The organism is Methylobacterium sp. Leaf106 (assembly GCF_001422895.1).
Lineage (GTDB): Bacteria > Pseudomonadota > Alphaproteobacteria > Rhizobiales > Beijerinckiaceae > Methylobacterium > Methylobacterium bullatum.
On the sequence record NZ_LMNB01000036.1, the window covers coordinates 56,990 to 82,780 of the forward strand.

Below are 25,791 nucleotides of genomic sequence, written 5' to 3' on the forward strand. Positions count from 1 at the left end.
ACTGCCGGACGCCGCTTTCGCGGCGCCATCGACACATCGGCTAACGGTACAAATCCAAGCTTGGTTTCGCTGCGATGCAACAAAATATGCCGGGGCGACGCTCGCCGATGTGGACCGACACGGTGCAAGCATCCGGCCAATCTGCGCTTATCATCCGGCATAGCGGTGTTGCGGTCTGTGCGATGCAGCAGCCGGCGCGCCGACGAGATCCGGAAAGAGGGCCGGGACAGACCCCCTCGCGTCCGGTCAAGAGGCCGTCTCCCCGAGCCCCCCCGGCCTCCGCTACGATGTGTCCCCGGAGAGGGGCTAAGCGCCTCGGCCCGTCATGCCCTCGAAACCGAAGGCGGCGGAACTAGCGACGTGAGACGGCAGGGTCCGCGGGGTCGCTCCCCGGCTGAGCCGGGCATGCACCGTCGCCATCATCAGGACCGCCATGGCGAAGACCTGATGGGCGAGGCCCGCCCAGAGCGGCACCGCCAGCAGAAGCGTCACGATGCCCAACCCCGCCTGCGCCAGGATCAGGCCGGCGATGCCCATTGCGCGGCGGGCCGTCCCGCTGCCGGGAAGCCGCCTGCCCGCGTCGACGGCGTGGAAAAGCGCCACGGCCAGAAGGAGATAGGCCACGAGGCGGTGGTTGAACTGCACCAGGGTGACGTTGTCGACGAAGTTCTCGATCCACGGGCTGACCGCGAACAGGTCCGACGCCCCCGGCACGAGGACGCCGTCCATGTCTGGCCAGGTATTGTGCACGAGCCCGGCCTTCGATCCGGCGACGAGGCCGCCGAGACCGACCTGGAGCAGGACGAGGACCGGCAGCAGGGCCGCCATGATCCGCAGGCGACCGGGTGCCGGCTCGGATGGGCCGGACCTCAACCCGGCCGCCAGCCAGACGAGGCCGGCCAGGATCAGGCTCGCCGTGGTCAGGTGGAGGGCGAGCTTGAGGGGCGCCACCGCCGTCATGCCCGGCTGGAGGCCGGAAGCGACCATGATCCAGCCGATGGTGCCCTGAAGACCGCCGAGGACGCCCAGGGCGAGGAGCCCGTATCCCAGGCGCCGGTCGACGAGACCGCGCCACCAGAACACCAGGAGCGGCACGAAGAAAGCGAGCCCGAGGATGCGCCCGAGCAGGCGGTGGCCCCATTCCCAGGCATAGATGACCTTGAAGTCCGACAACCCCATGCCCTGGTTGAGGATGCGGTATTGCGGCGTGTCCTTGTACTTGTCGAACTCGGCGGCCCAGGCCTGCTCGGAGACCGGGGGGACCACGCCCGTCACCGGCCGCCATTCGGTGATCGACAATCCCGATCCCGTCAGGCGGGTGGCACCGCCGACGGCGACCATGGCCACGACGAGGATCGCCAGCGTGTAGAGCCAGATGCGCACCGGGTTTGTGGAACGGACCGGCGCGGTCGGGGTGGTTTCGCGTGAAGGCATCGCGGTGGGGAGCTCGCGTGGTGTCGGGATCGGCGCGGGTTTCCCGTGCCTTGCGCCCTGCGTTACGCATGCGGGGCCACCGGGGCAACGTCGCCCAGGGCCGCAGAGGGTTTGGATGCGGCGCGAGCGGCAATTGCCTTGCCGGGGCGGTCGGCCTAACCCCGGCGGACCTGACGCCGGGGGAGAAGGCCCTTGCCAAAGGCCCCTATACAGGAGAGCGCCCATGCGCCGCCGCACCCGCACGCTGCTCGGCACGATCGGCATGCTCGCCTTCGTGGCGCTCTACGCGCCCCTCGCCATGGCCTTGGCCGACAGCCGCATCTCCCAGACGCCCCCGGCCGTTCAGGCGATCCTCTACGCCTTCCTCGGCATCGCCTGGATCTTCCCGTTGATGCCGCTGATCCGCTGGATGGAGCGGAAGGACGTCGACGGCGGCAGTTGAGAACCGGGGTTTCCCCCGACGCCGGGATTTCGCCGCACTCGGCCGTCACAGGCTTGGGCACGCTTCGATGTTCCCTCAGACCCAGGCCGAGATCCGCCGCTCCATGATCCGATCCTCATGAACCGATTCCTCGCGTCCTTCCTGCTCGCAGGCTTCGGCTGCGCCGCTCTTCCGGCTCTCGGCACGCCGGCCTCAGCGCAGAATGCGCCCCGCTCGATGGCGGAATGCGAGCGTCTCAAGAACGACCTCGCCTACAACCAGTGCCTCGCGATGTTCGGACCGGCCGCCAAGAATGTCGGCGGCGGGGGCGGGGGCAGCGATGGTGGATCGGCCTCTTCCGTGGCGACGGCGCTCGCCGCCGTGCCGCCGGTCAGCACAGAATCCCTGCCCATGGCCGACGAGCCCGCGCAGGAGGCAAGCAGGGGCCAGCGCGGCAGGCGCGGGCGCTACACCCGCCACGGCCGCCAGAGCGCCAGCTTCACCGTGGGTGGAAGCGAGGGCCGCTCGTCCTACCGCCGCCGCCGGCGACATTGACAGGCCCCGTTCAGGACTGACCCGACCGGGCTCACGCGACATCGAGCCGTCGCCCGCGATTCCAGGCGAGGAACGGAACCCCCGACAGCAGTGCGCAGAGCGCCGCCTTCGATTGATGCAGCCCATTCACCGAGACCCGTGGCAGGGCATGGAGATGGACGGCATGGCCGGGGAAGAGATGGCCGGGTCGGGTCGTCACGGCCGTGTCGAACCCGGCCTCGCGGGCGATGTCGAATTCGCGCCCCCCGGCCGAGGTCGGATCGCCGACCGGATAGGACAGGTGCCGCACCGGCCGTCCGATCTCCCGTTCGATCCGCGCCCTGCCCTCCCCGATCTCATGGCGGACCCGCGCCTCCCCGTGTTTCGCCAGCATGGGATGGCCGATCGTATGGGCTCCGATCGACAAGGCGGGATCGGCCGCCAGGCCGCGCAACTCCCCCCAGGACAGGCAGAGTTCCTCCGCCACCCGCCCGATCCCGATGCCGGCCTCGCCGCAGAGGTCGGCGATGGTGGCGAGCAGGCGCTCCTCCGATCCGGCGCGCAGGTATCGGTAGATCACGGCGAAGGCCGCCATCTTCTCCCCAGCCGTGGCGGCGGGCAGATCGAGGGGCGGGGCCTCGTCCCGAACCACCCTCACCCGGTCGAGGCGACCGATCGCGCGTTCGAGTTCGATCCACCACAGGCGGCCCCGCCCCTCGGCGAAGTCGCTCGCGACGAACAGCGTCCAGGGAACGCGATGCCGGCTCAGGATGGGAACGGCGTGGCGGGCGTTGTCCCGGTAGCCATCGTCGAAGGTCAGGACGGCGAAGGGCCTGTCCCCGCCGGGCCGGACGAGCCGCTCGGGCACGGAATCGAGGCCGATCACGTCGAACCCCTCCGCGGCCAACGTGACCAAGACTTCGTCGAGGAAGTCCGGCGTGATCGAGAGAATGCCGTTGGGGGCGTAGGCCCTCACGGGGGCCGGATCGACATGGTGGAAGGTCAGGATCAGGCCGCGCCCCTGCGCGACCCGCCTCAGCCAGCGGTCGGCTCCCGAGGCGGCGATGGCGCGAAAGCCCGCATCGAACAGGCGGTGACGGAACTCGGGCGAGGGCATGGGCGTCACCGGAGAAGAGCGGAACGGGCGGAGATTCGACCACCAACCCGCAAGGTTTCGTTACCCACATCGCGAGATGATGCCTTGCCGTTTTCCATCGTCACCGGCGCTTAAGGAGCCGGAGGTCTAGGTACTGGACGATGTATGCTCGTGCGCCGCGCTCGCGGAGCCGTGCCAGGGAGCGGTGATGGCGGTTCTTGTTCACGATCTCACCGGAGCGGGTATGATTCAGGAGCGCGTCCGCGGGCAACTGGTTCCGGAGGTGTTTCGCGACCTGGCCAGCGTCGAGGCCTTGTGGCGGAGCGTCGAGAGCGATCCGGCCGCGCTGTCGACCCCCTATCAGCGCTTCGACTGGGTCTCGGCCTTCGTCTCGGCCAAGCTCGGCTGCACTCCTGCGGAGCAGGACGCCTCCCTGCGGGTCATCGTCCTGCGCGATCCCGGCGGACGGCCCCGCGTGATCCTGCCGCTGCAAGTGGCACGCGAGCGCGGCGTCCGCGTGGCGCGGGTGATCGGCTGCAAGCACGCGAACTATCACATGCCGATGTTCGCCTCCCGCGAGGCGGCGGCCATGCGCGCGGAGGATCTCGTCGGCCTGCTGCGCCAGATCGGGCACGAGGCCGGCATCGACGTCTATCTGCTCGGGCATCAGCCGCGCTTCTGGGACGGCGCCGCCAATCCGTTGACCCTCCACGCCGCGCCGGCCGTGAGCGACGCCTACGGCCTGATCCTCGGCCCCGACCCCGAGACCACCGCAAAGCGCGTCTTCAGTGCCGACGCGCGCAAGAAGATGCGCTCGAAGGAAAGGAAGCTGATCGAGGCCTTCGGCCCCGTGGAGTATCGGGTGGCCGCGAATGCCGAGGAGGTGAGAGCCTACCTCGCCGCCTTCTTCACGCAGAAGGCCGCGCGCTTCGCCGCCATGGGCATCGCCAATCCCTATGCCGACGAGGGGATCCGCCGCTTCATCGCCACGGGCGCCTGCCGGCAGGACGATCCGGACGAGGTCCAGGGCGCCGCGATCGAGGTCTCCGCCCTGGTGGCGTGCAACGATGGGCGGGTCTTCGCGACCTTCGCCGGTGCGGTCAGCGATGCGCGCTACAGCGGCATGATGACCTCCTTCGATCAGGATCCCATCGTCGGACGGTCGAGCCCCGGCGACATCCTGCTGCAGCACCTCATCCGCGATCAGACCGAGCGCGGCCGCCGCAGCTTCGATCTCGGCGTCGGGGAGGCCCGCTACAAGGCCAACATCTGCGACGAGACGATTCAGCTGGGCGAGGTCACCATCGCCGTCACCCTGCGCGGCCATCTCTTCGCGGTTCCGGCCATGGCCGCCACCCGCCTCAAGCGCCGGATCAAGCGGAGCGAGCGACTGGCGCGCTGGGCGAAGGCGGTTCAGAAGGCGATCCGACGCTCGGCCCGCCATGGCCGGAGCGCCGGCGAGGCGCAAACCTGACGCGACGGCTCGCGCCGGCCGCCTCGCTCAGGCCGCCGAAAGTCTTGCGCCGGCCCCCGGCTTTCCCGCAGCGGCGTGCTCGTTCGCGGTGTGCTCTCCGGCGACGAGGACGGAGCCGGATCCCTCCCGGTCGGCCAGGCCGTAGAGCGCGACGAGCTCGGGATCCTCGGGCGACGTGTTGGAGGCGATGACGATGGCGTTCATCCGGCCCGCCATGGCCGTCAGCAGGTCGCGAGCCCCCTCGGACTGGGCCTCGCCCAGGCGATAGACGACCCAATCGTAGCTCTGGGCCAGGGCATCGAGGGCGATGGCGAGGGCCTCCGGCTCGTCCGTGAGGATGTCGCAATCGACGAAGCCGCGCGGGATGGCATGGAGCCTGCGCACCGAGGGCACCGACCGGATCACGTCGAGGAAGGCCGCCTCGCCCGCTACGAGGTCGGTGAGGCCGGCATCGTCCGAGGGAGAGGCCGGGCCATTGACGTCCACGAGGAGGACGCGCCCGCTCGCGGCCAGTGCCTCCGCCAGGATCCCGGCGAGCTGCCGGTCGGCGTCCGTATCGGTCTCCGCCACGAGAAGGCTTCCGCCGTTGCGGCCCATGCGCTCGCGCAGGCGACGGGTGAGGGCCTGGAGATCGTAGCTGGGAACGGCCGTCCGGCCCGCTTCCCCGGCGGCTTCTTCCGTATCCTCCCGCACCGGAAGCGGCGTGGCTTCCGGGACGGAGGCGGGAGCGGCGGCGACGAGGGGGACGACGACGCGGGCGATCAACGGCGCCTCGTAGAGGGCGGCGGCGGTGCCGGTGCGCGACAGGGCCGTGGACGCTTCCGGGAAGGCGAAGGGGGCGGGCTCGGGAGCCCGATCGTCCGGCCCGGTCCGGCGGCGGGTCTCGTCGGGATCGCGGAGGAGATGGCGCGCCGCTACCCCGCCGCTGGACAGCAGCATCGCCATCACGAGGGCGAGGGCCACGATGGGCAGCTTCTTCGGGAAGGACGGGATCTGGGGCACCACGGCGCGGGAGACCACACGGGCATCGGCGGGGGCCGCGCTCTCGGCATCGCGGGCCGAGGCCTCGCGATAGCGCGAGAGGTAGGATTCGAGCTGGTCGCGCTGGGCCTTGGCCTCGCGTTCGAGGGCGCGGAGCTGGACCTCGCTGGAATTGCCCTTCGAGACAACCTCGCGCTGCGCGTCGACGGCGGCGTTCAGGCTCTCGACCCGGGCCTCGGCGATACGGGCGTCGTTCTCCATCGTCCGCACCACCCGGTCGGCGGTGGACTTGATCTGCGCGTCGAGGTCGCCGATCTGCGCGGTCAGTTCCTTGATGCGGGGATGGGCCGGCATCAGCGTCCGCGATTCGAGGGCGAGCTGCCCGCGCAGAGTGATGCGCTGCTCCACCGTGCGGCGGATGACCTCGTTGTTGGCCACATCCGGGATCTCGAAGGCGCGGCCGTCCTTGATCATCTCGCGGATGAGCTTGGCCCGGCTCGTGAGATCGGCCTTGACCGTGCGGGCCTGGGACAGCTGGGTCGACAATTCGCTGAGCTGCTGGGTGCCCAGAGGTTGGCTTGTGGTGCCGCCGCCCCCGCTGATCAGGCCGTTGCGGGCGCGGAAGGCCTCGACCTTCGCCTCGGCCTCGGACACGCGGGTGCGCAGGGTGTCGATGTTGCCGCCGAGCCAGGTCGAGGCGTAGCGGGCGGTGTCCACCTTCGCCGATTCCAGGGAGGCGATGTAGAGTTCCGCGATGGTGTTGGCGGCCTTGGCCGCGAGGTCCGGATCGCGCGAGCGGAACTCGACCGTCAGGATGCGGGACTTGCCGGCCGGGTAGACCAGGAGGCGGTCGAAATAGGTCTCCAGCACCCGGTCCTCGGGCGCCCGCTCCATCGGGTTCCTGCCGAGCCCGAGCATCATCAGGACGCGCTGGACCGGACCGATGCCGTCGACCTCGGGATCGAATTCGGCATTGCCCACGAGCTTCAGGCGGCGGATCGCCTCCCGGGCGATATCCCGGGACATCACCACCTGGACCTGGCTCGCCACCGCCTGTTCGTCGATGGCCAGGGGCTGTTCGCCGCGTTCCTGGGCGGTCCGCGCGAAGCTCGCGTCGCGGCTCTCCAGCAGGATCTTGGCCTCGCCGGTATAGCGGGGCGGAACCACCTGCACGAAGACGATGGCCCCGATGCCCGCCGCCAGGGTGGGAAGGACGATCCAGCGCCAGGACCGCGCCAGCACCCCGAACAGCTGGGACAGGCCGAGCCCCTCGTCCCGCTGTGGGATCGGTTCGATCGAGGAAACGGTCTGCTGCGAGCGGGGCATGAGACGATCTTTACGCAAGGCAGGACGGCGTATCGGACGCCTCACGGAAGAGTAGAACTCGTTAAGATTGATCGTCGGTTAAGATCGACTGCAACGCAGCGCATTCCGGGCGGCGCATCAGCTTTTGTTAACCATATGAACCTACCAATAGAGGCAGAAACTTGCTCTTAGCGGCTTGGATGATGAACCGGCGCTCCCTTCTCCTCGCTCTCTCCTCCACTCTGGCACTGGGCGGATGCCTGCGTCCCGACTTCCGGACCGCGCAGCTCGACGCCACCGCCACCGGATCGATCGGCGGACGCTATACGCTCGCCACCGGCGACCGGCTGCGCGTCATCGTTTTCGGCCAGGACAATCTCTCCAACATCTACGCCATCGACGGGACGGGCGGCATCGCCATGCCGCTCATCGGGCTCGTGAAGGTGGGAGGGCAATCGACGGCCCAGGCCGCCCGGACCATCGAGGCCAAGCTGGCGGCGGGCTTCGTGCGCGAGCCGCATGTGACGGTTGAGGTGGATGCCTATCGGCCGTTCTACATCCTCGGCGAGGTCACCACCTCGGGGCAGTACCCTTACGTGAACGGCATGGCCGTGGAGACGGCGGTGGCGATCGCGGCGGGCTTCGGGCCGCGGGCGGCCCGCGACTATGCCGTCCTCACCCGCGAGGGACCGAACGGCCTCGTCTCGGGCATCGTCCCGATGACCTACCTGGTGAGGCCCGGCGACACGATCGTCATCAAGGAACGCTTCTTCTGAGGACGTCTCGTCGTCGATCGACGAAGGCCCGGTCGGACGATGTCGAGATAACTCATCCTCGCGGCACTGGCGGCATTGCTGATGACGACCACCGTGTCGAACATCCGGCCCCGCCCAGGAGGGCGTCCGTTCCCTTGCCCCTGGCGGGGGCAGTCATTCGGGGAGCGGCCTGCCACCGGCGGATCTCCCCGCAAGGCGGAAAGCCAGGCTTCACCCTTGCGGGGAAATCCGCACTTTCGAGATTCCGTCAGGGGCCGCCCGACCGAACGAGAGGTTTTCGATCTCACGACCGCCTGAACCGATCCTGCGGCGTACGGTCCTCGACGGTGGTAGCATCTCTGGAAACCAGTCTTCGCTAAGGTCATACCGTCGCCCGGTTCGAATGGTCGTCGCGTGGAGCTTGTCCGTCGTGAGTGCGTCCGCCTCCATCCCGTCCATTCGCCCCTCCACCGGCGAGGGCGGGAGCGTCTACCGCATCCTTCACGTCTTCCGCGCGCCGGTGGGAGGGCTGTTCCGCCACGTCTGCGACCTCGTCAGGATCCAGGCCGCCGCCGGCCACGAGATCGGCCTCGTCTGCGATGCCTCCACGGGCGGGGAGAACGCGGCGCGGGCGCTCGACGAACTCCTGCCCCACCTCGCACTCGGCATCGTCCGGCTCCCCATGCGGCGCAACCCGCACGGATCGGACCTCGCCGCGGTACGCGCGGTCGCCGCGCGGGCGCGGGAGGTCCGCGCCACGATCCTGCACGGCCACGGCGCCAAGGGGGGGGCCTATGCCCGCATCGCCCGCCTGCCCCCGGGTTCGCCCTCGCCGATCCGGGCCTACACGCCGCATGGCGGCAGCTACAATTACAAACCCGGTTCCCTGCGCCACCGGCTCTACATGGGGGTCGAGCGCCTGCTCGCGGCGCGCACCGACGTGTTCCTGTTCGAGAGCGAATACGTGGCCGGGCGGCACCGGCGCTTCGTGGGGGGCACGCCCCGCACCCTACGGATCGTCCATAACGGCATCGACGAGGCGGAGTTCGCGCCGGTGCCGCACCGGGCGGACGCCTACGACCTGGTCTATGTGGGCGAGTTGCGCGAGGCGAAGGGTATCGCGGTCCTGCTCGACGCCCTGGCCGCGCTACGGGCCGAGGGGCGCCCCTGCCGCCTCCTCATGGTGGGATCGGGCCCGGACGCCGACCTCTTGGCGGAGCGGGCACGGCGGCTCGGCCTGTCCGCCTCCGTGGCGTTCGAGACGCCCCAGCCGATCCGTACCGCATTGGCGAAGGGACGGATCATGGTGGTTCCGTCGCTCGCCGAGTCCCTGCCCTACGTGGTGCTGGAAGCCGCAGCGGCATGCCAGCCCCTCGTCTCGACCAATGTGGGCGGCATCCCGGAGATATTCGGGGCGGCGGCGGACGATCTCGTGCCGCCCAAAGACCCCGCCGCCCTCAAGGATGCCATCCTCCGCCTGCTCGACGAAGACCCCGCCCGGGGTCTCGCGCGAGCCCAGGCACTCAGCGAATCCGTGCGGACACGGTTCTCGATGAAACGGATGGGGGCGGATGTGCTATCCGGCTACGCCGCCGCCCTGCGGCTTCGAGGAACGTTTACCCTAGCAACGGCGCTGCCGCCGATGAAGGAACTGCCGAAGTCGCGCTAACTTGCTCTTTGCCATGCTTCCGGCGACCGGGCCTTCGTTAAATGTTCCGTGATGCCGGCTTGGCATCGTCCCCCCATCTCACCGACGAAAAGTTCGAACGAAAGCAGACGATGAGCGCCTTCGACGTTCGCGACCTTCTGAAGGCGGCGGGGAATCCCAGCCAGCCGAATGCGGTCGATACGGCTCATGACGGCTCCGCCGAATCCGCGATTCCTCCCGCCGAAATCGGGGCGCCCCGCGACCATGGCGGGGTCCTGTCTCCCGTCGTGCTGTCGGGCAGCGTGCGGCTGGCGGACATGGCGCTCATCGCCATTCTCGGCTTCACCACCCACTTCGTGCAACTCCGCGGCGTCGTCGCACTGGGATGGAGCTATCCCACGGCGATCCTGTCCGTGGCCGGGCTCGCGGTGGCGTTGTTCCAGATCTTCGGCAGTTACCGGATCGCCGCCTTTCGGACCTTCTTCAAACCCGCCCTGCGCCTCACCGCCGCCTGGTCGCTGACGTTCCTCGTCGTTGCCACGGTCATGGTCTTCGCCAAGGTCGCCGACCATTATTCCCGCATCTGGCTCGCGCTGTTCTACGCCCTGGGGCTGGCCCTGCTCCTCGCCGAACGCCTCGTCCTGCTCCGTTTCGTCACCGCCCGCATGCTGCGCGGACAGTTCGACCGCCGCACGGCCATCGTCGGGGGCGGGCCATTGGCGGAAGAGCTCATCCGCGCATTGGAAGCGGAATCCGATGCGGGCATCCGCATCGTCGGCGTGTTCGACGATCGCGGGGACAACCGGTCCTCCTCGGTGATCGCCGGCTACCCGAAGCTCGGCACGGTGAGCGATCTCGTCGATTACGCGCGCTCCACGCGCCTCGACCTCGTGGTCTTCACGCTGCCGATCGCGGCCGAGGATCGCCTGCTCCAAATGTTGGCCAAGCTCTGGGTGCTGCCCATCGACATCCGCCTCTCCGCCAAGGCGACGAAGCTCAAGCTGCGCCCGAGGGCCTATTCCTATCTCGGCTCAGTCCCCGTCCTCGACGTGTTCGACAAGCCGATGGCCGATTGGGACATCGTCACCAAGGCCATCTTCGATCGCGTCGTCGGCATGGCCATGCTGATCGTGCTGGCGCCGGTCATGCTCGGCCTGGCGATTGCCGTTCGCCTCACCTCGCCCGGTCCGATCCTGTTCCGGCAGAAGCGCCTCGGCTTCAACAACGAGACGATCGAGGTCTACAAGTTCCGGTCGATGTATGCCGACCAATCCGATTTCACGGCCGCGAAGCAGGTCACCCGCGGCGACCCGCGCGTCACGCCCCTCGGCCGGTTCATCCGCAGGACGTCGCTGGACGAGCTTCCGCAGCTGTTCAACGTCCTGAAGGGGGAATTGTCCCTGGTCGGGCCGCGGCCCCATGCGGTCCAGGCCAAGACCAGCACGACCCTCTACGATCAGGTGGTCGACGGGTATTTCGCCCGCCACAAGGTCAAGCCCGGCATCACCGGCTGGGCCCAGATCAATGGCTGGCGCGGCGAGACCGATACCGACGAGAAGATCCAGCGCCGCGTCGAACACGACCTCTACTACATCGAGAACTGGTCGATCCTGTTCGACGTGCAGATCATGCTGGCGACTCCGCTCTCCCTCGTCACCACCAAGAACGCCTACTGATCCGATATCCTCCCGGGATGCATGCACCCGGCGACGCAAAAAGGCCGCCCCTCGCATCGCGAAGGGCGGCCTTTGCCGTTCTTGCGCCGGAGGCCGGCGCGACAGGTGTGCTGCGTTACGGCAGGGAACCGGCAGCCTTCTTGGCCTCGGTCATCGTGTTCTCGCAGCCCTTGGCATCTCCGGCCGCTTCCTGCTTGCGCGCCTGCTCGATCAGGTGACGGGCCTGGTCGACACTCTTGGCATTCGGGGTGGTCGAGGGATCGGTGGGCTTGCCGCCGGGAGGTGCGTCGAGGCCCATCGACGGATTGGACACGACCTTGCCGTCGGCCGAGGCGGTGCCGGTGACCGACACGGCGCCGGAACTGTTGAGGCGTCGCTCGATCGTGGCGATCTGGTCGGAGCAGGCCGAGGCGAAGGCCGGACCGGCAATGGCGGTGAAGACGAGAGCGGGCGCGAGGATCCGGATCAGCGGCGAGGCCGTCGTCGGCGAATGCGCCTTGTCCGAGGAGGTCCTGGTCTCGCGAAGGGCCTTGGTCATGCGATGCTTTCCGATGATGTCGAACATGGCACGCCAACGCTCGACCCACCCGGCATGTTGCTGCGACATCGTCGAACCTGTGGCGGATCATCCCCTGACGGGGCACTCCGCCGCACATGGCGACCGACCATGGCGAGCGACAAAAAAGGCCGCCGCCCCGTCTCCGGAGCGGCGGCCCATCGTAGGGGCTCGAGGGGCGGCTACCAGAAGATGCGCATTCCGCCATAGGCCGCGATCGGCGCGCCGGGGGCCAGGCTCCGGTTGGAGCTGGCATTGGGCAGGGCCAGGATCGGAACCTCGCCGACCGGCGAGAAGGTGCCGAAGGTCGCGTATTTCGCGTTCAGCGCGTTCTCTACGTAACCGTAGAGCTCGATGTTCTCGTTCACCCGGTAGCTCGTGTTGAACCCGATGACCGCGTAGTTGCCGGAGGTCTTGTTGAGGTTCGATTCGTCGCCCACGAGGAACTTGCCGGTGGCGACACGGCCGAGGACGCCGACCCGCCATTCCGGCGTGACGTTGTACTGCACGCCGACCTTGACCTGATGCGGCGCGACGCCGGGGAGCTTGTCGCCGCGTCGCACGAAGATCTGGTTGGCTTCCGAGTTGTCCGGCTGGGCCGGGTTCGGCGTCGCGAAGGGGTTGCCGCCGGAGGCCAGGGTCAGCGGCGACTGGAAGGTCGCGTCGACGAAGGCGTAGTCGATGAAGGCGTTCCAGACCGGGGTGGTGATGGCGAGGCTCGCCTCGACGCCCTGGCGGCGGGTGGAGCCGACATTCTGGAAATAGGCCCGGCCGATGGTGATGTCGGAGGGCACGAAGGTGATGTCATCCTCGTTGCGAGCCCGGAACACGCCGGCCTTCCAGCTGAGCACCCCGAGCTCGATCGGCGATGGCAGCTTGCCGCGGAAACCCGCTTCCACGGTGCGGGAGATGACCTGCTTCAGCGGCGGATCGCCGACGAAGAAGTTGGTGAGCGAGCACGGGGCGAGCGGATCGGCGCAGGAGAGTTCGGCCGGGGTGGGCGCACGGTTCGCCTCGACATAGCCGCCATAGACGGTGAGGAGATCGGGCACGAGCTTGTAGGTCGCGCCGACGCCCGGGTTGAAACGCTGGAAGTAGTGGTTGCCGTTCAAGGCCGTGCCGAGCTGATCCTCCAGCACGATCTTGGCCATGTTGAACCGGCCCTGCAGCGTCAGGGTCAGGCGATCGGTCAGGTCGGTGTTGTTCTGCAGGTAGATGCCGCCGTAATCGTTGCTCGACTTCACGCTCACCGGCGTGATCGAGTTGTCGTCGCTGCGCACGACGATGCCGGGGCCGAAGAAGCCGCGGTCGAAGGTCAGGCCGCCCACCGCGTTGTCGGCGGTGAAGGCCGTGCGGCCGCCGTCGTAGGAGCCGCCGAGGACGAAGCGGTTCGGCAGCCCGAACAGCGTCTCGCGCACGTTGGTCTGGACCGAGACGCCGAAATTCTCGGTGTTGGTCCGGGTCGAGTTGAGGAAGGCGTAGGGGCCGCCCTCGTCGAACCGCTCGGCGAAGGCCGGAAGCCGGGCGAAGTTGGCCGTCCTGACGCTGCTCGCCTGGACGCGACGGTTCAGCCGGTCGCGCAGGAAGAACTGCTCCTCGTTAGCGCCTTCCGAGCAGAGGAACCGCTCGTTCGCCTCGCAGCGCTCCACCTCGGCGGCGTCGCCATTGGCGGTGTTCTGCTCGAATCGGCCGTAATAGGCGTTGCCCTGGATCGTCACGGTGGGGGTGATGTCGTAGGTGCCGGAGAGCCCGATGCGTCCGAACGCGTTCAGCGTCTTGTCGGGATAGGTGAAGACCTCGTTGCGCTTGAAGTCCAGCAGATCGACGGGCAGGGTTCCGTTGCCGGTCAGGCTGTTGATCGCGCCCATGAAGTTGAGGTGGAACTCACCCTTCTCCGCCTGCACGCCGAGATCGCCGTAGAACTGGCGCAGGCGCGAGGGCGAGTGCTGGCGCCATCCGTTCTCGGAGAGGGCCGTGCCGGCGACGTAGAGGCCGACATTGTCCGAGCGCTGCCCATGCTGGAACGAACCGCCGAAGCGCCCGAACGAACCGCCCGAGAGGTTCAGCTCGGTGCCCTGATAGGTGAAGCCGTTCTTGAGCTGAACGCTGAGCGCGCCGCCGAGGGCGTTGAGGCCGTAGGCCGGGTTCGAGCCTTCGAGCTCGATGCGGTCGACGGCGATGTCGGGGATGAGATCCCACTGCACCGTGTCGCCGAAGGAGGTGTTGAAGCGGTTGCCGTTGACGTAGACGGCAACACCCTGGGGGCTTCCGCCCAGCGGCGAGGCTTCGAAGCCGCGATAGGTGATGGTCGGCTGGAAGGGGTTGCCCTGCGCGTTGTTGATGCTGATCGAGCCGATCCGCTCGTCGAGGGCGCGCAGCACGCTCGGGGTGCCGACCCGGTTCACGTCCGCCGAGGTCAGGACGCTGGTGTTCTGGGGAAGCTTGTCACGGTCCTGGCCGAGCAGGACGCCCTGGGCGTTGCGCAGGGTGGGCGTCGGCGTGGTGGCGACCACGTCCAGTTCCTGCAGCGTCACGGCCTGCTGGCCGCCGACGACCGTCGTCTGCGCATAGGCGACGCCCGGCAGCAGCGCTACCGAAACGAGGAGGCTGCTCCGCAGCGTCCGCTTCTTCATGTCCCGAGACCCTTCGATTCAAAATGGCGTGGCCGGTTTGTCCCGGCTCGTTACCGAATGTTGCGGGGCGTATCGGGCTTCGACAATGCGGTCGCGGGGGGATTCGACGATTCTAATAAGGACACACAGAGATGGCGTCCGCGCGTGATCTGCGGGCAACACGATTTGCCAGAGAATACAAAGACTTCAGGATCAATAGGAATGACAAGCGGGACGATTAGGCAACAAGCGCTGCCGGAATGTTTTCCGTGTCTTGGGGATGGGATGAGCCTCTTCGTACGTGGCGGACCGTCACGAAGGTCGAGCGAATCGACGGCGTCCAATCCTTCCGCGTCCGAGGCGAGTATCCACGGCGAGCAATACCAGACCTCGATGAGCCCGACTCATCGAGGACTGCCCGCGCGACTGCGCGGCGGCATTCGTCCGCCGGACCTCAGTGACCCTGACCTATGGGTCAGGGTCACTGATACAGGGTACAAAAGGCCCGCCGGAGGGTCCGGCGGGCCTGAGGACACTTGGCTTGGCGAAAGCCCGATGGTGACGTCGGGTCAGAGGCGCGCCTGGATCTTGCGGGCGACCTCGCCGAGACGCTGCTCCAACAGGGTCGGCACTTCGCAGACATAGGTCAGGGACTGGCTGCGTTCCTGGAAGATGCGCCGGTCCCAGGCGAATTTCGTCTCCAGTTCCGAGGCCTCCTTGGGCATCTCGCGGGCGTCGTTGGCGCTGGGGCCGTCCTTCACCGAACTGATCTGGTCGGCCTCCTGGCGGATGCGCTCGGCCATCCGCCGCTGCCCCTGCGCGTAGCGCGTGATCCCCCCGATCACCCGGTTGCGCTCGTTGTTCACCACCTCGAACACCCCGGCGAAGACGCGGGTGAGGCGCTTGGCCTTGTCGTCGCCGGCCTTGGCGACGAACTCGTCCAGCAGCGGATCGACCTCGCCGAGTTCGGTGCGGCGCGAGGCGATCTTCTGGGCGAGCGAGGCCGCCTCGTAATCGTCGCCCCACGGGCCGGCGGCCTCCAGATCCGGCCCCGTCCAGACCGTGCCGGGGCTTAGGGTCGAGACCTTGCGCTGGACGCAGGGCCAGTCCGGGTCCGCCTTGGGCTGGGCGAGGGCCGGCCCACAGAGGAGAGCGCCGGCCGCCAGGGCCAGTACGAATGTCCGCGAAAGAATCATGAATTGTCTCCGGCCGGTCCGCCGCGCCGGGCCATGATGCCGCGACCGGGATCGTAGGCGATGACGGCGAGGGTGAAGAAGGCGATGGTGGTGCCCACGACGACGGCGCAGGCGATCGGTTCGAACTGCCCGTAGAGGGCGAAGCGCACGAGCTGGACGGCATGGCTGAACGGGTTGGCCATGCAGATCAGGTAGAGCGTCTCGCTCGACTCGCGGATGCGCCAGAGCGGGTAGAGGGCCGATGAAGCAAAGAACATCGGGAAGATCACGAAGTTCATCACGCTGGCGAAATTCTCGAGCTGCTTGACCATCGAGGACAGGAGCAGGCCGATGGCGCCGAGCATCAGCCCCGCGGCGATGAAGGCCGGCAGCGCCGCCACGTAGCCGATGGCCGGGATGTCGAGTTCCCAGAACCAGGCGATGGCGAGGAAGGCATAGGCCTGGACCACCGAGACGGTGACGCCGGCGATCAGCTTGGCCAGCAGCAGCAGCCAGCGCGGATAGGGGCTCGTGAGCAGCACCTTCATCGAGCCGACCTCGCGGTCGTAGACCATCGAGAGCGAGGATTGCATGCCGTTGAAGAGCTGGATCATGACGGCCAGCCCCGGCACCACGTAGACCTCGTAGAGGACATAGGTCTGGTAGGGCGGCTCGATCGAGACCCCGAGCGTGTTGCGGAAGCCCGCCGCGAAGATGAACAGCCAGACCAGCGGCCGCACGAGCGCGGAGAAGAACCGCTCCTTCTGGTTGAAGAACCGCAGCAACTCGCGATGGACGATGCCGCCGAGGCAGATCAGGTAGCCGACCGCGTCGAGGCGGCCGAGATGGGGCACGGGTTTTTCCGTCGGGCCAGCAACCGTCGAGGCGATGGTCTTTGTCATGAGAAGGAACCCATCGATAGCCGGGGTACAGGCCTATCGGCACGTCCCATCCCCACCCTCATCCTGAGGTGCCGGAGCGCAGCGAAGGCCTCGAAGCAGGCTTCCAATTCGCTCCATGGTCCCTGGAACCCTCCTTCGAGGCTGCTGCGCAGCACCTCAGGATGAGGTCGTGAGTGGGATCGGAGGCCTTTGGGCATTGCACTCATGCGGCCTGCCTCGGCGGTTCGGCGACGAGGCGCCGGAAGGCGGCTTCCAGGGTCTCGTCGCCTTGCGCGATGGAGTCCGCAGTTCCACGCGCGACGATGCGGCCCTTGTGAAGGACGACCGCGTCATCGGCCCCGTCGATCTCCTCGAAGATGTGGGTCGCCCAGAGGACCGACAGCCCCTCCTCCCGCACCAGGGCGCGGACGATGGCGACGATATCGGCACGGGATTCGAGATCGAGCCCCACGGTGGGCTCGTCGAGGAGCAGGAGTTTCGGCTCATGCACCAGGGAGCGGGCGATTTCGATGCGCCGCGACTGGCCGCCGGAGAGGGTGCGCACCTTGTCGTCGCGCCGGTCGCTCAGGCCAACGCGGGCGAGCAGCGCCGCGATGCGGGCCTTCGCGGCCCGGCGCGCGATGCCGTGCAGGCTGGCATGGTAGAGGAGGTTCTGCTCGACGGTGAGGTCGGTGTCGAGGGTGCGGGCCTGGAAGACCACGCCGAGGCGGGCGAGCGCCCGGGACGGCTCGCGGTCGAGGCCGTGACCGAAGATCGAGACCCGCCCGTCCTGGCTGGCGTAGAGCCGGGTGATCACCGAGAACAGGGTGGTCTTGCCGGCGCCGTTGGGGCCGAGCAGGGCCATGAACCTGCCCCGCTCCACCCGGATCGAGACGTCGGACAGGGCCGCGCGCGCGCCGAAGCGATGGCTCACGCCGGCCACGTCGAGGGCCGCACTCTCCCCTGCCCCGTCGCTCACGGCTTCATCGCCCGCTTGGCGTCACCGACCGCGTCGAGGCATTCGTCGAACTCGCCCTCGCCCTGCTCGCGCTCGGCCACGCGCAGGGCCTTCTTGAGCTTCGGCGCGGCGGTCTCGGACGGCCCCTTGGCGAGGGCGTCCTTGATCGTGGCGATGCCCTCGGCACAGGCGGCCTTGTCGTCGGCGAGCGCCGGGCCGGCGACGAGGAGGAAGGCGAATGTGGGGATGAGGAGACGCATGCGGAGGCCCTGCCTTACTTGACGATGAATTTGCCGGTCATGCCCTTGGATTCGAGTCCATGGATCGACCAGGGGTATTCGCCGGGCTTGATCGTGACGAACTCGATGGCGATCTCGCCCGGATCGTCGAATTCGAGGTGGTCCGGCGGGCCGCTGCCGTGGATCTCGAGATGCTGGATCACGATCTGGTTGAACCAGATGTTGCGGAAGAACTCGGTGGCGTAGAACTTATATTCCTGCCGACCCTTGGCGACGATGCGCAGGCGATAGGCCTTGCCGGATTCGAGCTCGATCTCCCGGTTCTCGACCACGAAATCGTTGCCCTCCTCGTTGCCGAGGACCAGATCCGGCAGGTTCGAGCGCTTCTTGGTGAGATCGAGGGCCGAGGCTGGCCCCGTGGCGAGCAGGGCCGCCAGGGCGAGGGTGATCGTCCGCATTGTCCTCGTCATGTGATCGTCCTCCCGTTGGCCGCCTTGAGGCGGTCCGTCCTTCGGCATATCCGCGCGTCCCTCCTCCCCCTTGTGGGGAGGAGTTGGAGGTGGGGGTGGCTGGGTGACCCTCTACGGAGGCAGGCGGAGCCGACCCCACCCTGACCCTCCCCACAAGGGGGAGGGGAAGTGCACTTCAATTCGGCGACACCGCCACGCCCCAGGGCAGCAATCCCACCGGGATGCTCTTGATGACCTTGTTCGCCTCCACATCCACCACCGAGACGTCGTTGGAGGAGCCGTTCGTGGAGAACAGAAACTTCTGGTCCGGCGTGAAGGCGAGCTGCCACACGCGCTGCCCCACGGGCAGGTACTTCTCGACGTTGTAGGTCTTGGCGTCGATGACCGCGATGCGGTTGGCGGGCCCCAGGGCCACGAAGGCCTTGGTGCCGTCCTTGGTGATGCGGATGCCCACGGGCTGGATCGCTTCTTCGTTCACGCCGGCGATCTTGAAGGCGATCTTGTTGATGACCCGCCGCGCGGCGACGTCGATGATGCTGATCGTGCCGCCGACCTCGGCCGAGACCCAGAGGAACTTCCCGTCCGAGGTGAATTCGGCAAAGCGCGGTCGCGCATCCACCAGCACGTTGTCGATCACCTGGAACGTGGTGGTGTCGATGAAATGCGCCATGTTGGTGGTCTCGGAGGTGTTCACCAGGATCTTGCCGTCCGGCGACAGGCCCATCCCCTCCGGCTCCACCCCCACGGGCACCTCGGCCAGGACCTTGTTCTTCTCGATGTCGATGACGGTGACCTGGCTGTCGTCCTCGTTGGCGACGTAGAGCGGGTTGCCGCCCGGCCCCAAGATGAACTGCTCCGGATCGGGTCCGGAGCGGAGCGAGCGCACCACCTTGCCGGTGGCGGTGTCGAGCACGTCGATGCGGTCGTCGTCGCTGGCGCAGACGAACAGCTCCTTGCCGTCCTTGCTCGTCGTCACCCCGCGGGGGCGCCGACCGACCTTCCAGGTTCCGGTCACGGCCATCGTCGCCGTGTCGATGACGCTGACGGTGTTGGCCTTCTCGTTGGTCACGTAGACCGTGTAGGCCTGCGCGGTGGCGCTCAGAGCCATCGTCGCGCCGACGAGGGCGGCCACACACACGCCTGCCTTGAAGCCGAGGCTCATTCCGTCTTCTCCCTGGGCATCGCTTCTTTGCGCGATTGACAGTGATTATAGTGCAGTTTGTCCTGACGGGGAGCGCATGCCTGCACGCGGAACGCAAGCGCGTTGCCGCAGGACGGGCGCGAAAATTCGCAGATCCCCGAACATTCGCGGACCGTCAGAACCGACACGCCGTCTCGGGAAGGTCGACACCGAGGGTGTCCAGCGGGGTGCGCTGATGGGTGAAGCCCTGCTCGGGCGCCACGGTCACCATGGCCTTGGGCTGCACCACGATGATCGGCTGGCGCAGCTGGTGGTCCCAGGGCCGGTAGGTCAGCGAGACGCCCTTGTAGGCGGGCAGGCTGAAAGCCGGGTCTGCGAAGTAGGGTGCGAGCACGGCCGGGTCGGCGGTCTTCTTCTGCGTCGCCGCCTCGCCCACCGAGCGCAAAGCCGCCCAGACCTGGTAATCGAGGGGTCGCATCAGCCGGCCGGCGAGACGCCGGAAGCGGTTCTGCGCCTGCGCCGCCCCCCAGGTCTCCAGGGTCGGGTGCCAGGTGGCCGCAATGAGCCCCTGCGTTCCCGCGACCGGCCGGGGGTCCACCGTGCGGAAGGGGACGTAGTCGCCCCAATCGTTCGCCTCGTCGGCGACGATGGCGAGGTCGTAATCGACGCCGCGGGTGAAGACCATCGCCTCGGAGCGGGTCGGCGTGTCGCCCCGCGCCTTGGCGAGCGGGCCGAAGGTCCAGGGCTTCTCGGCGGTGATCTTCAGGGAGAACTTCTTGGCCGAGGCCCGGAACGCGTCGGCATAGAGCTTGTCGTTGTCGTTGGGGCCGACGATCAGGAACATCTTGCGCCAGCGCATCAGCGTGAAGAACTGCGCCAGCGCGTCGGTCTGCATCGCCCGGCTCGGGATCACGTGGAAGACGTTTTTGCGGCAATCGGCGCCGCGCAGGCGGTCGTCGGGCGCGGCGGTGTTGAACACGGTCACGCCCTCGCCCTTGACCGCGTCGGCCACCACCAGAACCTCGTCCGCTGGCAGGGCCAGGACGAGATAGCGGATCCCCTTGCCCACGAGGTCGCGGGCGGCGTCGACGGCGCTCTTGCCCTCCGTGAGGGCGACCTCGTCGAGGGCGTAGGTCTGCTTGGTGAAGCGCCCGGTCGTATTGTTGTCCTTCACCGCCATGCGGGCGCCGGCAACGCCCTCGTCCTCCGGCGGGGCCTCGGCATCGTAGGAGGACGGCGCGATCTCGGGCCGGTAGATCAGGCCGATATGGGTGTCACCCGGAGCGGCCTCCGCCGCCTGCGCGGAGGCCGCCGGTTCCTGCGCCACCGCGAGGGGCGCCGTGCCGCCGAGGCCGAGCGTGAGGACGAGGGCGGCGGATCGGGAGAGGAGCGATGCGTTCATACGGTCGGCACGCTAACAACATTGCGCGGATACGCTCAATCACGGAAGCATAAGGAAACCCTAAGGCGCGGCGGAGCGTCGCTTGCGTGCCGATGGGCGCGAATACACGCGAGATCGCTCCGCGCCGGCGAGCCGATTTGCACGACTTGCCAAATCCGGTCACTGCTCGACTTTGAAGGCTCGGGCGCGGTGTCCGCCGCAGGCCGCATCGATCGTGACACAGGTTCGCCATGTCCCCATTCGTCAGGTCTCGTCGCGCCACGCCCATGATGCCAAAGTCCGTGAAGTCATTGCCGCCAACCGGCCTCGGACGCGCGGTGATGCGGCCCGCCGCCCTCGCCCTGGCCGCGATCCTGGCCGGATCGGTCCTGGCAGGACCAGCCCTCGCCGCCCCCGACAAGGCGGCGATCTTCGGCATCGAGCTCAACGATCCGGGTGTGGTCGGCGGCCGCAAGGCCCGGCCGGACGAAGCCCGACGCCTCGCCCTGGTCACGGAGGAGCTCCGCAAGGCGCTCACCGCCGGCAATGCGGTGGAGGTCGTGGACGTGGCGCCCCAGGCCGCCGAGATCGCCAAGCAGGCTCCCCTCTTCAAATGCGAGGGCTGCGCCGCCACCATCGCCAAGACCCTCGGGGCCGATCTCGCCGTCAACGGTTTCGTGGAGAAGGGCTCCAACCAGATCTTCAATCTCTACGTCCTCATCTCGGACGCCGCTTCCGGCAAGGTGGTGCGGGCTGGACAGGTGGTGATCCGGGCCGATACCGACGACACATGGGCCCATGCCATGCGATGGGTGGTCAAGAACCGTCTCCTGGCCGAACCCTTGCCCAACCGATCCTGAGTCTCCCGTTGCCCCAACATTCCGTGTCGAAGCCGATGTCATCCGATCTGCGCGCGCGTCCCCGCCTCCTCGTCAGCGTCCGCGACGCGGACGAGGCCGTAATGGCGGCGCGGGCGGGCGCCGACCTCGTCGATGCCAAGGACCCCGTCCGGGGCGCGCTCGGGGCGCTCCCCGTCGAGACGGTCCGGGCGATCGTCGCGTCCATCGCGGACGAGGCCGTGAGCAGCGCGGTGGCCGGCGAGCCGCAGGACGCCGCTTCCCTGCCCGGATCGGTCGCGGCGATGGCCGGGACCGGCATCGGCTACGTCAAGGTCGCCGTGCGGGCCGATTTCGACGACGACGCCCTCGCCGCCGCGGCGCGGGCCGCCCCCGGCCGCCTGATCGCGGTCCTCTTCGCCGGAGCACCGATGCCGGACGACCTCGTCGGCCGCCTCGCCGGGGCTGGCTTTGCCGGGGTGATGATCGACACCGCCACCAAGGACGGCCGGCGCCTCGGCGACCTCCTGCCCGCCCCTCGCCTCTCGGCCTTCACCGCCGACGCCCGCCTCCACGGCCTGCTCTCCGGCCTCGCGGGATCGCTGACGATCGCCGACATCGCCGTCCTCGTCGCGCACCGGCCGGACTATCTCGGCTTTCGCGGCGGCCTCTGCTTCGGCAGCGACCGGACGCGTGGCCTCGACGCGGAGCGCGTGGCCCTGGCTGCGCAGACGCTTCGCGGGCTCGACCGGCGGAACGCGGCGTGACGGGCGCGCCTCCCACCATCGTGAAGCTCGGCGGCAGCCTCGTCTCGGACGCGGCGCGGCTCGGACGCCTTCTCGGCGCACTGGCGGATGGCGGCGAGGGCCGCTGCGTCGTCGTGCCGGGCGGCGGCCCGTTCGCCGATGCGGTGCGTCAGGCCCAGGGGCGGCTGGGCTTCTCGGACGCCCTCGCCCACCGCCTCGCCCTTGATGCCATGGGCCGGATGGCGGAGGTGCTTTCAGAGGGCGAGCCGCGCCTCGCCATCGTGCGCAGCGTGAGGGAGGCCCGCTCGGCCGAGGCGCCTGTCATCTGGGACCCTGTCGCGCTGAAAGACGGGCACCCTTCCATCCCCGAGACCTGGGATGTCACGTCGGACAGCCTCGCCCTCTGGCTCGCCACCGAACTCGAGGCGCCCCGCTGCATCCTGGTGAAATCCATCGATCGCCCGGCGGGCGCGAGCCTGTCCGACCTCGTCCGGATCGGCGTGGTCGACGCGGCCTTTCCCGCCTTCGCCGCGTCCTACGCTGGCGAGATCGTGATCCGGGGTCCGGGCGCGGACATCGTAAGGGCCGCCGCGTGAGCACGCCCGAACATCTCGTCTTCATCACCGGCCGGATGGCGAAGGCGCGCCTGGAGAAGGTCGCCGCGACCCTTCCGGCCGAGCGCTTCGCCTGGAGCATCGCCGATGCGGGCGTGAAAGTGGCGGCCCTGATGACCGAGGAGATCATCCGCCGCCGCGTGACGATCCCAGAGGGCGCCACCCGCATCGTCCTGCCGGGCCGCTGCCGCGCCAATCCGGAGGCGCTGTCCGCCCATTTCGGCCTGCCGGTGGAGCGCGGGCCGGACGAGGTGGTCGACCTTCCGGCCTATCTCGGCCTCGCGGGACGCAACGTCGATCTCTCGCGCCACGATCTGCGCATCTTCTCCGAGATCGTCGATGCCTCGAAGATGACGCCTGAGCAGATCCTGGCCAAGGGCCTCGACCTGGCGCGACGCGGCGCGGACGTGATCGATCTCGGCGGCCTGCCCGACACCGAGTTCCCGCATCTCGAAGAGTGCGTGCGCCTGCTGAAGGGGGCGGGGCTGAAGGTCAGCGTCGATTCCTTCTCCCTCGACGAGTTGACCCGCGGGGCGAAGGCCGGGGCCGACTTTCTCCTCAGCCTCAACGAGGAGACCCTGGACCTCGCCTTCGAGACCGATGCGGTGCCGGTCCTGGTGCCGATGCGGCCCGACGACCTGCCCTCCCTCGACCGCGCCATCGAGCGCATGGAGAAGGCCGGCCGGCCCTACATGGCCGATCCGATCCTGGAGCCGATCCATTTCGGCTTCGTCGAATCGATCACGCGCTATCACGAGACGCGCAAGCGCTGGCCCGGCATCGAGATGATGATGGGCACCGGCAACCTCACCGAACTCACCGAGGCCGACAGCCTCGGCGTCACCGCCCTCCTGGTCGGCATGTGCTCGGAACTCTCGATCCGCAACGTCCTGATCGTGCAGGTCTCCAACCACACCCGGCGCACGGTGGAGGAGCACGATGCCGCCCGCCGGGTGATGTTCGCCGCAAAGGCCGATTCCGCCCTGCCCAAGGGCTACGGACGCCAATTGCTGGCCTTGCACGACAAGCGCCCCTTCGTGCAGACCCCGGAGGAGATCGCGGCCCAGGCGGCGGAGGTGCGCGACCCGAACTACCGCATCGCGGTGGCCGAGGACGGCATCCACGCCTTCAACCGCGACGTCCACACGATCGGCACCGATGCCATGGCGTTCTTTCCCGATCTCGATGTCGCCTCTGACGGAGCCCACGCCTTCTATCTCGGCGGCGAGCTGACCAAGGCCGAGACGGCCTGGCGCCTCGGCAAGCGCTACGTCCAGGACGAGCCCCTGCGCTGGGGCGTCGCCGCGGACGAGGAGGTCGAGGACACCACCGCCTTCAAGAAGGCCGGGCATACCAAGCATTCCGGCCCCGGCGGCGCGGAGCGCGCCACCCGCGATGCGACGCCCATGGAGGCCGATGCCGGCAAGCCCGAATTGGTGGAATCCGGCGAGGCCAAGTCCTCAGACACCGAGGCCACGGGCGACAGGGGCGCGCGCATCGTCTGCGGCAAGCTCGTTCCCGCCGGCGAGTCCTGATCCGATGCCGCTGATCCTCGAGACCATCGTCACCACCACCTCGCCTGCGGGCGACCTGCATCTCGTGCCCTTCGGCCTCATCCGCGAGGGCGAGGAGTGGGTGCTCGCCCCATTCCGGCCCTCGCCCACCATCCTCAACCTCGAGGCCAACCCGGTCTTCGCCGCGTCGAGCCCGAGCGACGTGCGGGTGATCGCCGGCGCGGTCACCGGGCGGCGCGACTGGGCCACCCTGCCCTGCGACCGCATCCCGGGCCGGCGGCTCGCCGAGAGCTTCGGCCATGCCGAGTTCGAGGTGATCTCTGTGGAGGACGATGCGACGCGCCCGCGCTACCGCGCCCGCATGGTACACAGCGCCAGCCATATGCCGTTCTTCGGCTACAACCGCGCTCAAGCTGCGGTGCTGGAGGCGGCGATCCTGTCGACGCGCCTGCACATGCTGGAGCCGGACAAGATCCTGACGGAGATGCGCTACCACGCCATCGCGATATCCAAGACAGCCGGACCCGCCGAGCGCGAGGCCTGGGACTGGATCGAGGACAAGGTCGCCGCTGCCCTCGGGCGCGACGAGCCGGTTCTCGCACGAGCCCCCCCAAGCACCCTAGAAGGTGCGTTCCCGAGGAGACAGGGTTGATGAGATTCAAGACGCTGGCCGCCGTGGCGGCGCTCGCCACGGTATCCTACGCGGCGCAGGCCCATGGCCCGACCCGCCAGAAGGTCTCGCAGACCATCGAGATCAACGCCCCGGCCGACAAGGTCTGGGCCGTGCTCGGCAACTTCCAGGATGCCAGCTGGATTCCCGTGGTCGAGAAGACCGAGGGCAAGGGCGGCAACGAGGTCAAGGCCACCCGCGTCCTGACCCTCAAGGGCGGCGCCACGGTCGAGGAAGAGCTCGCCAAGTACGACGCCGAAAAGAAGACCTACATGTACCGGATCAACAAGGTGGACGTAAAGACGCTGCCGGTGAACGACTATTCCTCGACCATCGAGGTCGAGGGCGACGGCGCCAAGACCAAGGTCACCTGGCGCGGCGCGTTCTACCGCGGCTACATGAACAACGATCCGCCGCCGGACCTGAACGACGACGCCTCCAAGGCGGCCGTCCTCGGCCTCTACAAGGCCGGCCTGGATAACGTGAAGGCCAAGGCCGAGAAGGGCTCTTGATCGAAGGACGTCCCAAGGCTCGGCGACGGTGCGCATCGCCTCTCCCCGCGCGCGGGGAGAGGATCGCGGGCACCTCGTCGTGTCCGCGATGAGCACAGGCTAAGCCGAAGCGACGGTGAGGAGCCATTCCGGATGAGACGCTATCGGCCCCGCCCCCTCACC

General features: G+C 68.3%; 24 protein-coding genes. 12 read left to right on the forward strand and 12 right to left on the reverse strand.

Annotated features, from left to right (window positions below; all coding sequences use genetic code 11):
* Window positions 1-306: 306 nt before the first annotated feature.
* Window positions 307-1,434, reverse strand: a complete 1,128-nt coding sequence (locus ASF34_RS21095) for a COX15/CtaA family protein (protein WP_056164322.1) — start codon at window positions 1,432-1,434, stop codon at window positions 307-309.
* A gap of 223 nt (window positions 1,435-1,657) precedes the next feature.
* On the opposite strand from ASF34_RS21095, the gene ASF34_RS21100 reads away from it, so the two are divergent.
* Both ASF34_RS21100 and ASF34_RS21105 read left to right on the forward strand, forming a co-directional pair.
* Window positions 1,658-1,876 carry a DUF2842 domain-containing protein gene (locus tag ASF34_RS21100; protein WP_018043571.1) on the forward strand — a complete coding sequence of 73 codons (219 nt, stop codon included), beginning with the start codon at window positions 1,658-1,660 and terminating at the stop codon, window positions 1,874-1,876.
* A 117-nt stretch (window positions 1,877-1,993) separates the two neighbouring features.
* Complete coding sequence (locus ASF34_RS21105) at window positions 1,994-2,410, forward strand: hypothetical protein (RefSeq protein ID WP_018043572.1); 417 nt, start codon at window positions 1,994-1,996, stop codon at window positions 2,408-2,410.
* A gap of 31 nt (window positions 2,411-2,441) precedes the next feature.
* Here the strand turns inward: ASF34_RS21105 and ASF34_RS21110 are convergent, their stop codons facing one another.
* A complete protein-coding gene (locus tag ASF34_RS21110) occupies window positions 2,442-3,506 on the reverse strand; it encodes a polysaccharide deacetylase family protein (RefSeq protein ID WP_056164325.1) in 1,065 nt (354 codons plus the stop codon).
* Window positions 3,507-3,693: 187 nt separating this feature from the next.
* On the opposite strand from ASF34_RS21110, the gene ASF34_RS21115 reads away from it, so the two are divergent.
* Window positions 3,694-4,959 (forward strand): GNAT family N-acetyltransferase, encoded by a 1,266-nt coding sequence (locus tag ASF34_RS21115; protein WP_056164328.1) that lies wholly within the window; start codon window positions 3,694-3,696, stop codon window positions 4,957-4,959.
* Between the two features lie 27 nt (window positions 4,960-4,986).
* On the opposite strand, the gene ASF34_RS21120 is transcribed toward ASF34_RS21115, so the two are convergent.
* On the reverse strand, window positions 4,987-7,266 hold the full coding sequence (locus ASF34_RS21120) for a GumC family protein (RefSeq protein WP_056164331.1): 2,280 nt from the start codon (window positions 7,264-7,266) through the stop codon (window positions 4,987-4,989).
* Window positions 7,267-7,448: 182 nt separating this feature from the next.
* Here ASF34_RS21120 and ASF34_RS21125 point away from each other — a divergent pair, with 182 nt between their 5' ends.
* The 3 genes from ASF34_RS21125 to ASF34_RS21135 all read left to right on the forward strand — a co-directional run bounded on the left by ASF34_RS21125 (window position 7,449) and on the right by ASF34_RS21135 (window position 11,324).
* Window positions 7,449-8,021, forward strand: a complete 573-nt coding sequence (locus ASF34_RS21125; RefSeq protein WP_018043576.1) for a polysaccharide biosynthesis/export family protein — start codon at window positions 7,449-7,451, stop codon at window positions 8,019-8,021.
* A 382-nt stretch (window positions 8,022-8,403) separates the two neighbouring features.
* A complete protein-coding gene (locus tag ASF34_RS21130) occupies window positions 8,404-9,669 on the forward strand; it encodes a glycosyltransferase family 4 protein (protein WP_443136553.1) in 1,266 nt (421 codons plus the stop codon).
* Window positions 9,670-9,779: 110 nt separating this feature from the next.
* Window positions 9,780-11,324, forward strand: a complete 1,545-nt coding sequence (locus ASF34_RS21135; protein WP_056164619.1) for an undecaprenyl-phosphate glucose phosphotransferase — start codon at window positions 9,780-9,782, stop codon at window positions 11,322-11,324.
* 115 nt (window positions 11,325-11,439) lie between these two features.
* Here ASF34_RS21135 and ASF34_RS21140 read toward each other — a convergent pair whose 3' ends face one another.
* From ASF34_RS21140 to ASF34_RS21180, 9 genes are all read right to left on the reverse strand, one after another.
* Window positions 11,440-11,862 carry a hypothetical protein gene (locus tag ASF34_RS21140; protein ID WP_244479069.1) on the reverse strand — a complete coding sequence of 141 codons (423 nt, stop codon included), beginning with the start codon at window positions 11,860-11,862 and terminating at the stop codon, window positions 11,440-11,442.
* A 200-nt stretch (window positions 11,863-12,062) separates the two neighbouring features.
* Window positions 12,063-14,513 (reverse strand): TonB-dependent receptor, encoded by a 2,451-nt coding sequence (locus ASF34_RS21145; RefSeq protein WP_056164334.1) that lies wholly within the window; start codon window positions 14,511-14,513, stop codon window positions 12,063-12,065.
* A gap of 548 nt (window positions 14,514-15,061) precedes the next feature.
* Window positions 15,062-15,688, reverse strand: coding sequence for a hypothetical protein (locus ASF34_RS21150; protein ID WP_018043581.1), 627 nt, complete (start codon window positions 15,686-15,688; stop codon window positions 15,062-15,064).
* On the reverse strand, window positions 15,685-16,569 hold the full coding sequence (locus tag ASF34_RS21155; protein WP_056164337.1) for an ABC transporter permease: 885 nt from the start codon (window positions 16,567-16,569) through the stop codon (window positions 15,685-15,687). The genes ASF34_RS21150 and ASF34_RS21155 overlap by 4 nt, the downstream gene beginning before the upstream one ends.
* Window positions 16,570-16,771: 202 nt before the next feature.
* Window positions 16,772-17,527 carry an ABC transporter ATP-binding protein gene (locus ASF34_RS21160; RefSeq protein ID WP_018043583.1) on the reverse strand — a complete coding sequence of 252 codons (756 nt, stop codon included), beginning with the start codon at window positions 17,525-17,527 and terminating at the stop codon, window positions 16,772-16,774.
* Window positions 17,524-17,766, reverse strand: coding sequence for a hypothetical protein (locus tag ASF34_RS21165; protein WP_018043584.1), 243 nt, complete (start codon window positions 17,764-17,766; stop codon window positions 17,524-17,526). Before ASF34_RS21165 ends, ASF34_RS21160 begins: the two co-directional genes overlap by 4 nt.
* Window positions 17,767-17,780: 14 nt before the next feature.
* Window positions 17,781-18,215, reverse strand: a complete 435-nt coding sequence (locus ASF34_RS21170; protein ID WP_026175893.1) for a hypothetical protein — start codon at window positions 18,213-18,215, stop codon at window positions 17,781-17,783.
* A 175-nt stretch (window positions 18,216-18,390) separates the two neighbouring features.
* The gene (locus ASF34_RS21175; RefSeq protein ID WP_018043586.1) at window positions 18,391-19,377 is read right to left on the reverse strand and encodes a YVTN family beta-propeller repeat protein; all 987 of its coding nucleotides are present in this window, start codon (window positions 19,375-19,377) and stop codon (window positions 18,391-18,393) included.
* 154 nt (window positions 19,378-19,531) lie between these two features.
* Window positions 19,532-20,758 carry an ABC transporter substrate-binding protein gene (locus ASF34_RS21180; RefSeq protein WP_056164339.1) on the reverse strand — a complete coding sequence of 409 codons (1,227 nt, stop codon included), beginning with the start codon at window positions 20,756-20,758 and terminating at the stop codon, window positions 19,532-19,534.
* Between the two features lie 320 nt (window positions 20,759-21,078).
* On the opposite strand from ASF34_RS21180, the gene ASF34_RS21185 reads away from it, so the two are divergent.
* The 6 genes from ASF34_RS21185 to ASF34_RS21210 are packed head-to-tail and all read left to right on the forward strand — an operon-like array spanning window position 21,079 to window position 25,629.
* Entirely contained in the window at window positions 21,079-21,597 is a 519-nt protein-coding gene (locus ASF34_RS21185) for a DUF3280 domain-containing protein (protein WP_018043588.1), read from the forward strand.
* Window positions 21,598-21,632: 35 nt separating this feature from the next.
* Window positions 21,633-22,340, forward strand: a complete 708-nt coding sequence (locus tag ASF34_RS21190; protein WP_056164344.1) for a (5-formylfuran-3-yl)methyl phosphate synthase — start codon at window positions 21,633-21,635, stop codon at window positions 22,338-22,340.
* Window positions 22,337-22,915, forward strand: coding sequence for an amino acid kinase family protein (locus ASF34_RS21195; RefSeq protein ID WP_056164347.1), 579 nt, complete (start codon window positions 22,337-22,339; stop codon window positions 22,913-22,915). The genes ASF34_RS21190 and ASF34_RS21195 overlap by 4 nt, the downstream gene beginning before the upstream one ends.
* Window positions 22,912-24,468, forward strand: coding sequence for a DUF6513 domain-containing protein (locus ASF34_RS21200; RefSeq protein ID WP_056164349.1), 1,557 nt, complete (start codon window positions 22,912-22,914; stop codon window positions 24,466-24,468). The genes ASF34_RS21195 and ASF34_RS21200 overlap by 4 nt, the downstream gene beginning before the upstream one ends.
* A gap of 4 nt (window positions 24,469-24,472) precedes the next feature.
* Window positions 24,473-25,099, forward strand: coding sequence for a DUF447 domain-containing protein (locus ASF34_RS21205; RefSeq protein ID WP_056164352.1), 627 nt, complete (start codon window positions 24,473-24,475; stop codon window positions 25,097-25,099).
* Window positions 25,099-25,629, forward strand: a complete 531-nt coding sequence (locus tag ASF34_RS21210) for an SRPBCC family protein (protein WP_018043593.1) — start codon at window positions 25,099-25,101, stop codon at window positions 25,627-25,629. Before ASF34_RS21205 ends, ASF34_RS21210 begins: the two co-directional genes overlap by 1 nt.
* Window positions 25,630-25,791 lie beyond the last annotated feature (162 nt).

What these genes read in the sequence shown, in the direction of transcription:
- ASF34_RS21095 (WP_056164322.1), bottom strand. Translation starts at nt 1,434, where the DNA reads ATGCCTTCACGCGAAACCACCCCGACCGCGCCGGTCCGTTCCACAAAC.
- ASF34_RS21100 (WP_018043571.1), top strand. Translation starts at nt 1,658, where the DNA reads ATGCGCCGCCGCACCCGCACGCTGCTCGGCACGATCGGCATGCTCGCC.
- ASF34_RS21105 (WP_018043572.1), top strand. Translation starts at nt 1,994, where the DNA reads ATGAACCGATTCCTCGCGTCCTTCCTGCTCGCAGGCTTCGGCTGCGCC.
- ASF34_RS21110 (WP_056164325.1), bottom strand. Translation starts at nt 3,506, where the DNA reads ATGCCCTCGCCCGAGTTCCGTCACCGCCTGTTCGATGCGGGCTTTCGC.
- ASF34_RS21115 (WP_056164328.1), top strand. Translation starts at nt 3,694, where the DNA reads ATGGCGGTTCTTGTTCACGATCTCACCGGAGCGGGTATGATTCAGGAG.
- ASF34_RS21120 (WP_056164331.1), bottom strand. Translation starts at nt 7,266, where the DNA reads ATGCCCCGCTCGCAGCAGACCGTTTCCTCGATCGAACCGATCCCACAG.
- ASF34_RS21125 (WP_018043576.1), top strand. Translation starts at nt 7,449, where the DNA reads ATGAACCGGCGCTCCCTTCTCCTCGCTCTCTCCTCCACTCTGGCACTG.
- ASF34_RS21130 (WP_443136553.1), top strand. Translation starts at nt 8,404, where the DNA reads ATGGTCGTCGCGTGGAGCTTGTCCGTCGTGAGTGCGTCCGCCTCCATC.
- ASF34_RS21135 (WP_056164619.1), top strand. Translation starts at nt 9,780, where the DNA reads ATGAGCGCCTTCGACGTTCGCGACCTTCTGAAGGCGGCGGGGAATCCC.
- ASF34_RS21140 (WP_244479069.1), bottom strand. Translation starts at nt 11,862, where the DNA reads ATGACCAAGGCCCTTCGCGAGACCAGGACCTCCTCGGACAAGGCGCAT.
- ASF34_RS21145 (WP_056164334.1), bottom strand. Translation starts at nt 14,513, where the DNA reads ATGAAGAAGCGGACGCTGCGGAGCAGCCTCCTCGTTTCGGTAGCGCTG.
- ASF34_RS21150 (WP_018043581.1), bottom strand. Translation starts at nt 15,688, where the DNA reads ATGATTCTTTCGCGGACATTCGTACTGGCCCTGGCGGCCGGCGCTCTC.
- ASF34_RS21155 (WP_056164337.1), bottom strand. Translation starts at nt 16,569, where the DNA reads ATGACAAAGACCATCGCCTCGACGGTTGCTGGCCCGACGGAAAAACCC.
- ASF34_RS21165 (WP_018043584.1), bottom strand. Translation starts at nt 17,766, where the DNA reads ATGCGTCTCCTCATCCCCACATTCGCCTTCCTCCTCGTCGCCGGCCCG.
- ASF34_RS21170 (WP_026175893.1), bottom strand. Translation starts at nt 18,215, where the DNA reads ATGACGAGGACAATGCGGACGATCACCCTCGCCCTGGCGGCCCTGCTC.
- ASF34_RS21175 (WP_018043586.1), bottom strand. Translation starts at nt 19,377, where the DNA reads ATGAGCCTCGGCTTCAAGGCAGGCGTGTGTGTGGCCGCCCTCGTCGGC.
- ASF34_RS21180 (WP_056164339.1), bottom strand. Translation starts at nt 20,758, where the DNA reads ATGAACGCATCGCTCCTCTCCCGATCCGCCGCCCTCGTCCTCACGCTC.
- ASF34_RS21185 (WP_018043588.1), top strand. Translation starts at nt 21,079, where the DNA reads ATGCGGCCCGCCGCCCTCGCCCTGGCCGCGATCCTGGCCGGATCGGTC.
- ASF34_RS21190 (WP_056164344.1), top strand. Translation starts at nt 21,633, where the DNA reads ATGTCATCCGATCTGCGCGCGCGTCCCCGCCTCCTCGTCAGCGTCCGC.
- ASF34_RS21205 (WP_056164352.1), top strand. Translation starts at nt 24,473, where the DNA reads ATGCCGCTGATCCTCGAGACCATCGTCACCACCACCTCGCCTGCGGGC.
- ASF34_RS21210 (WP_018043593.1), top strand. Translation starts at nt 25,099, where the DNA reads ATGAGATTCAAGACGCTGGCCGCCGTGGCGGCGCTCGCCACGGTATCC.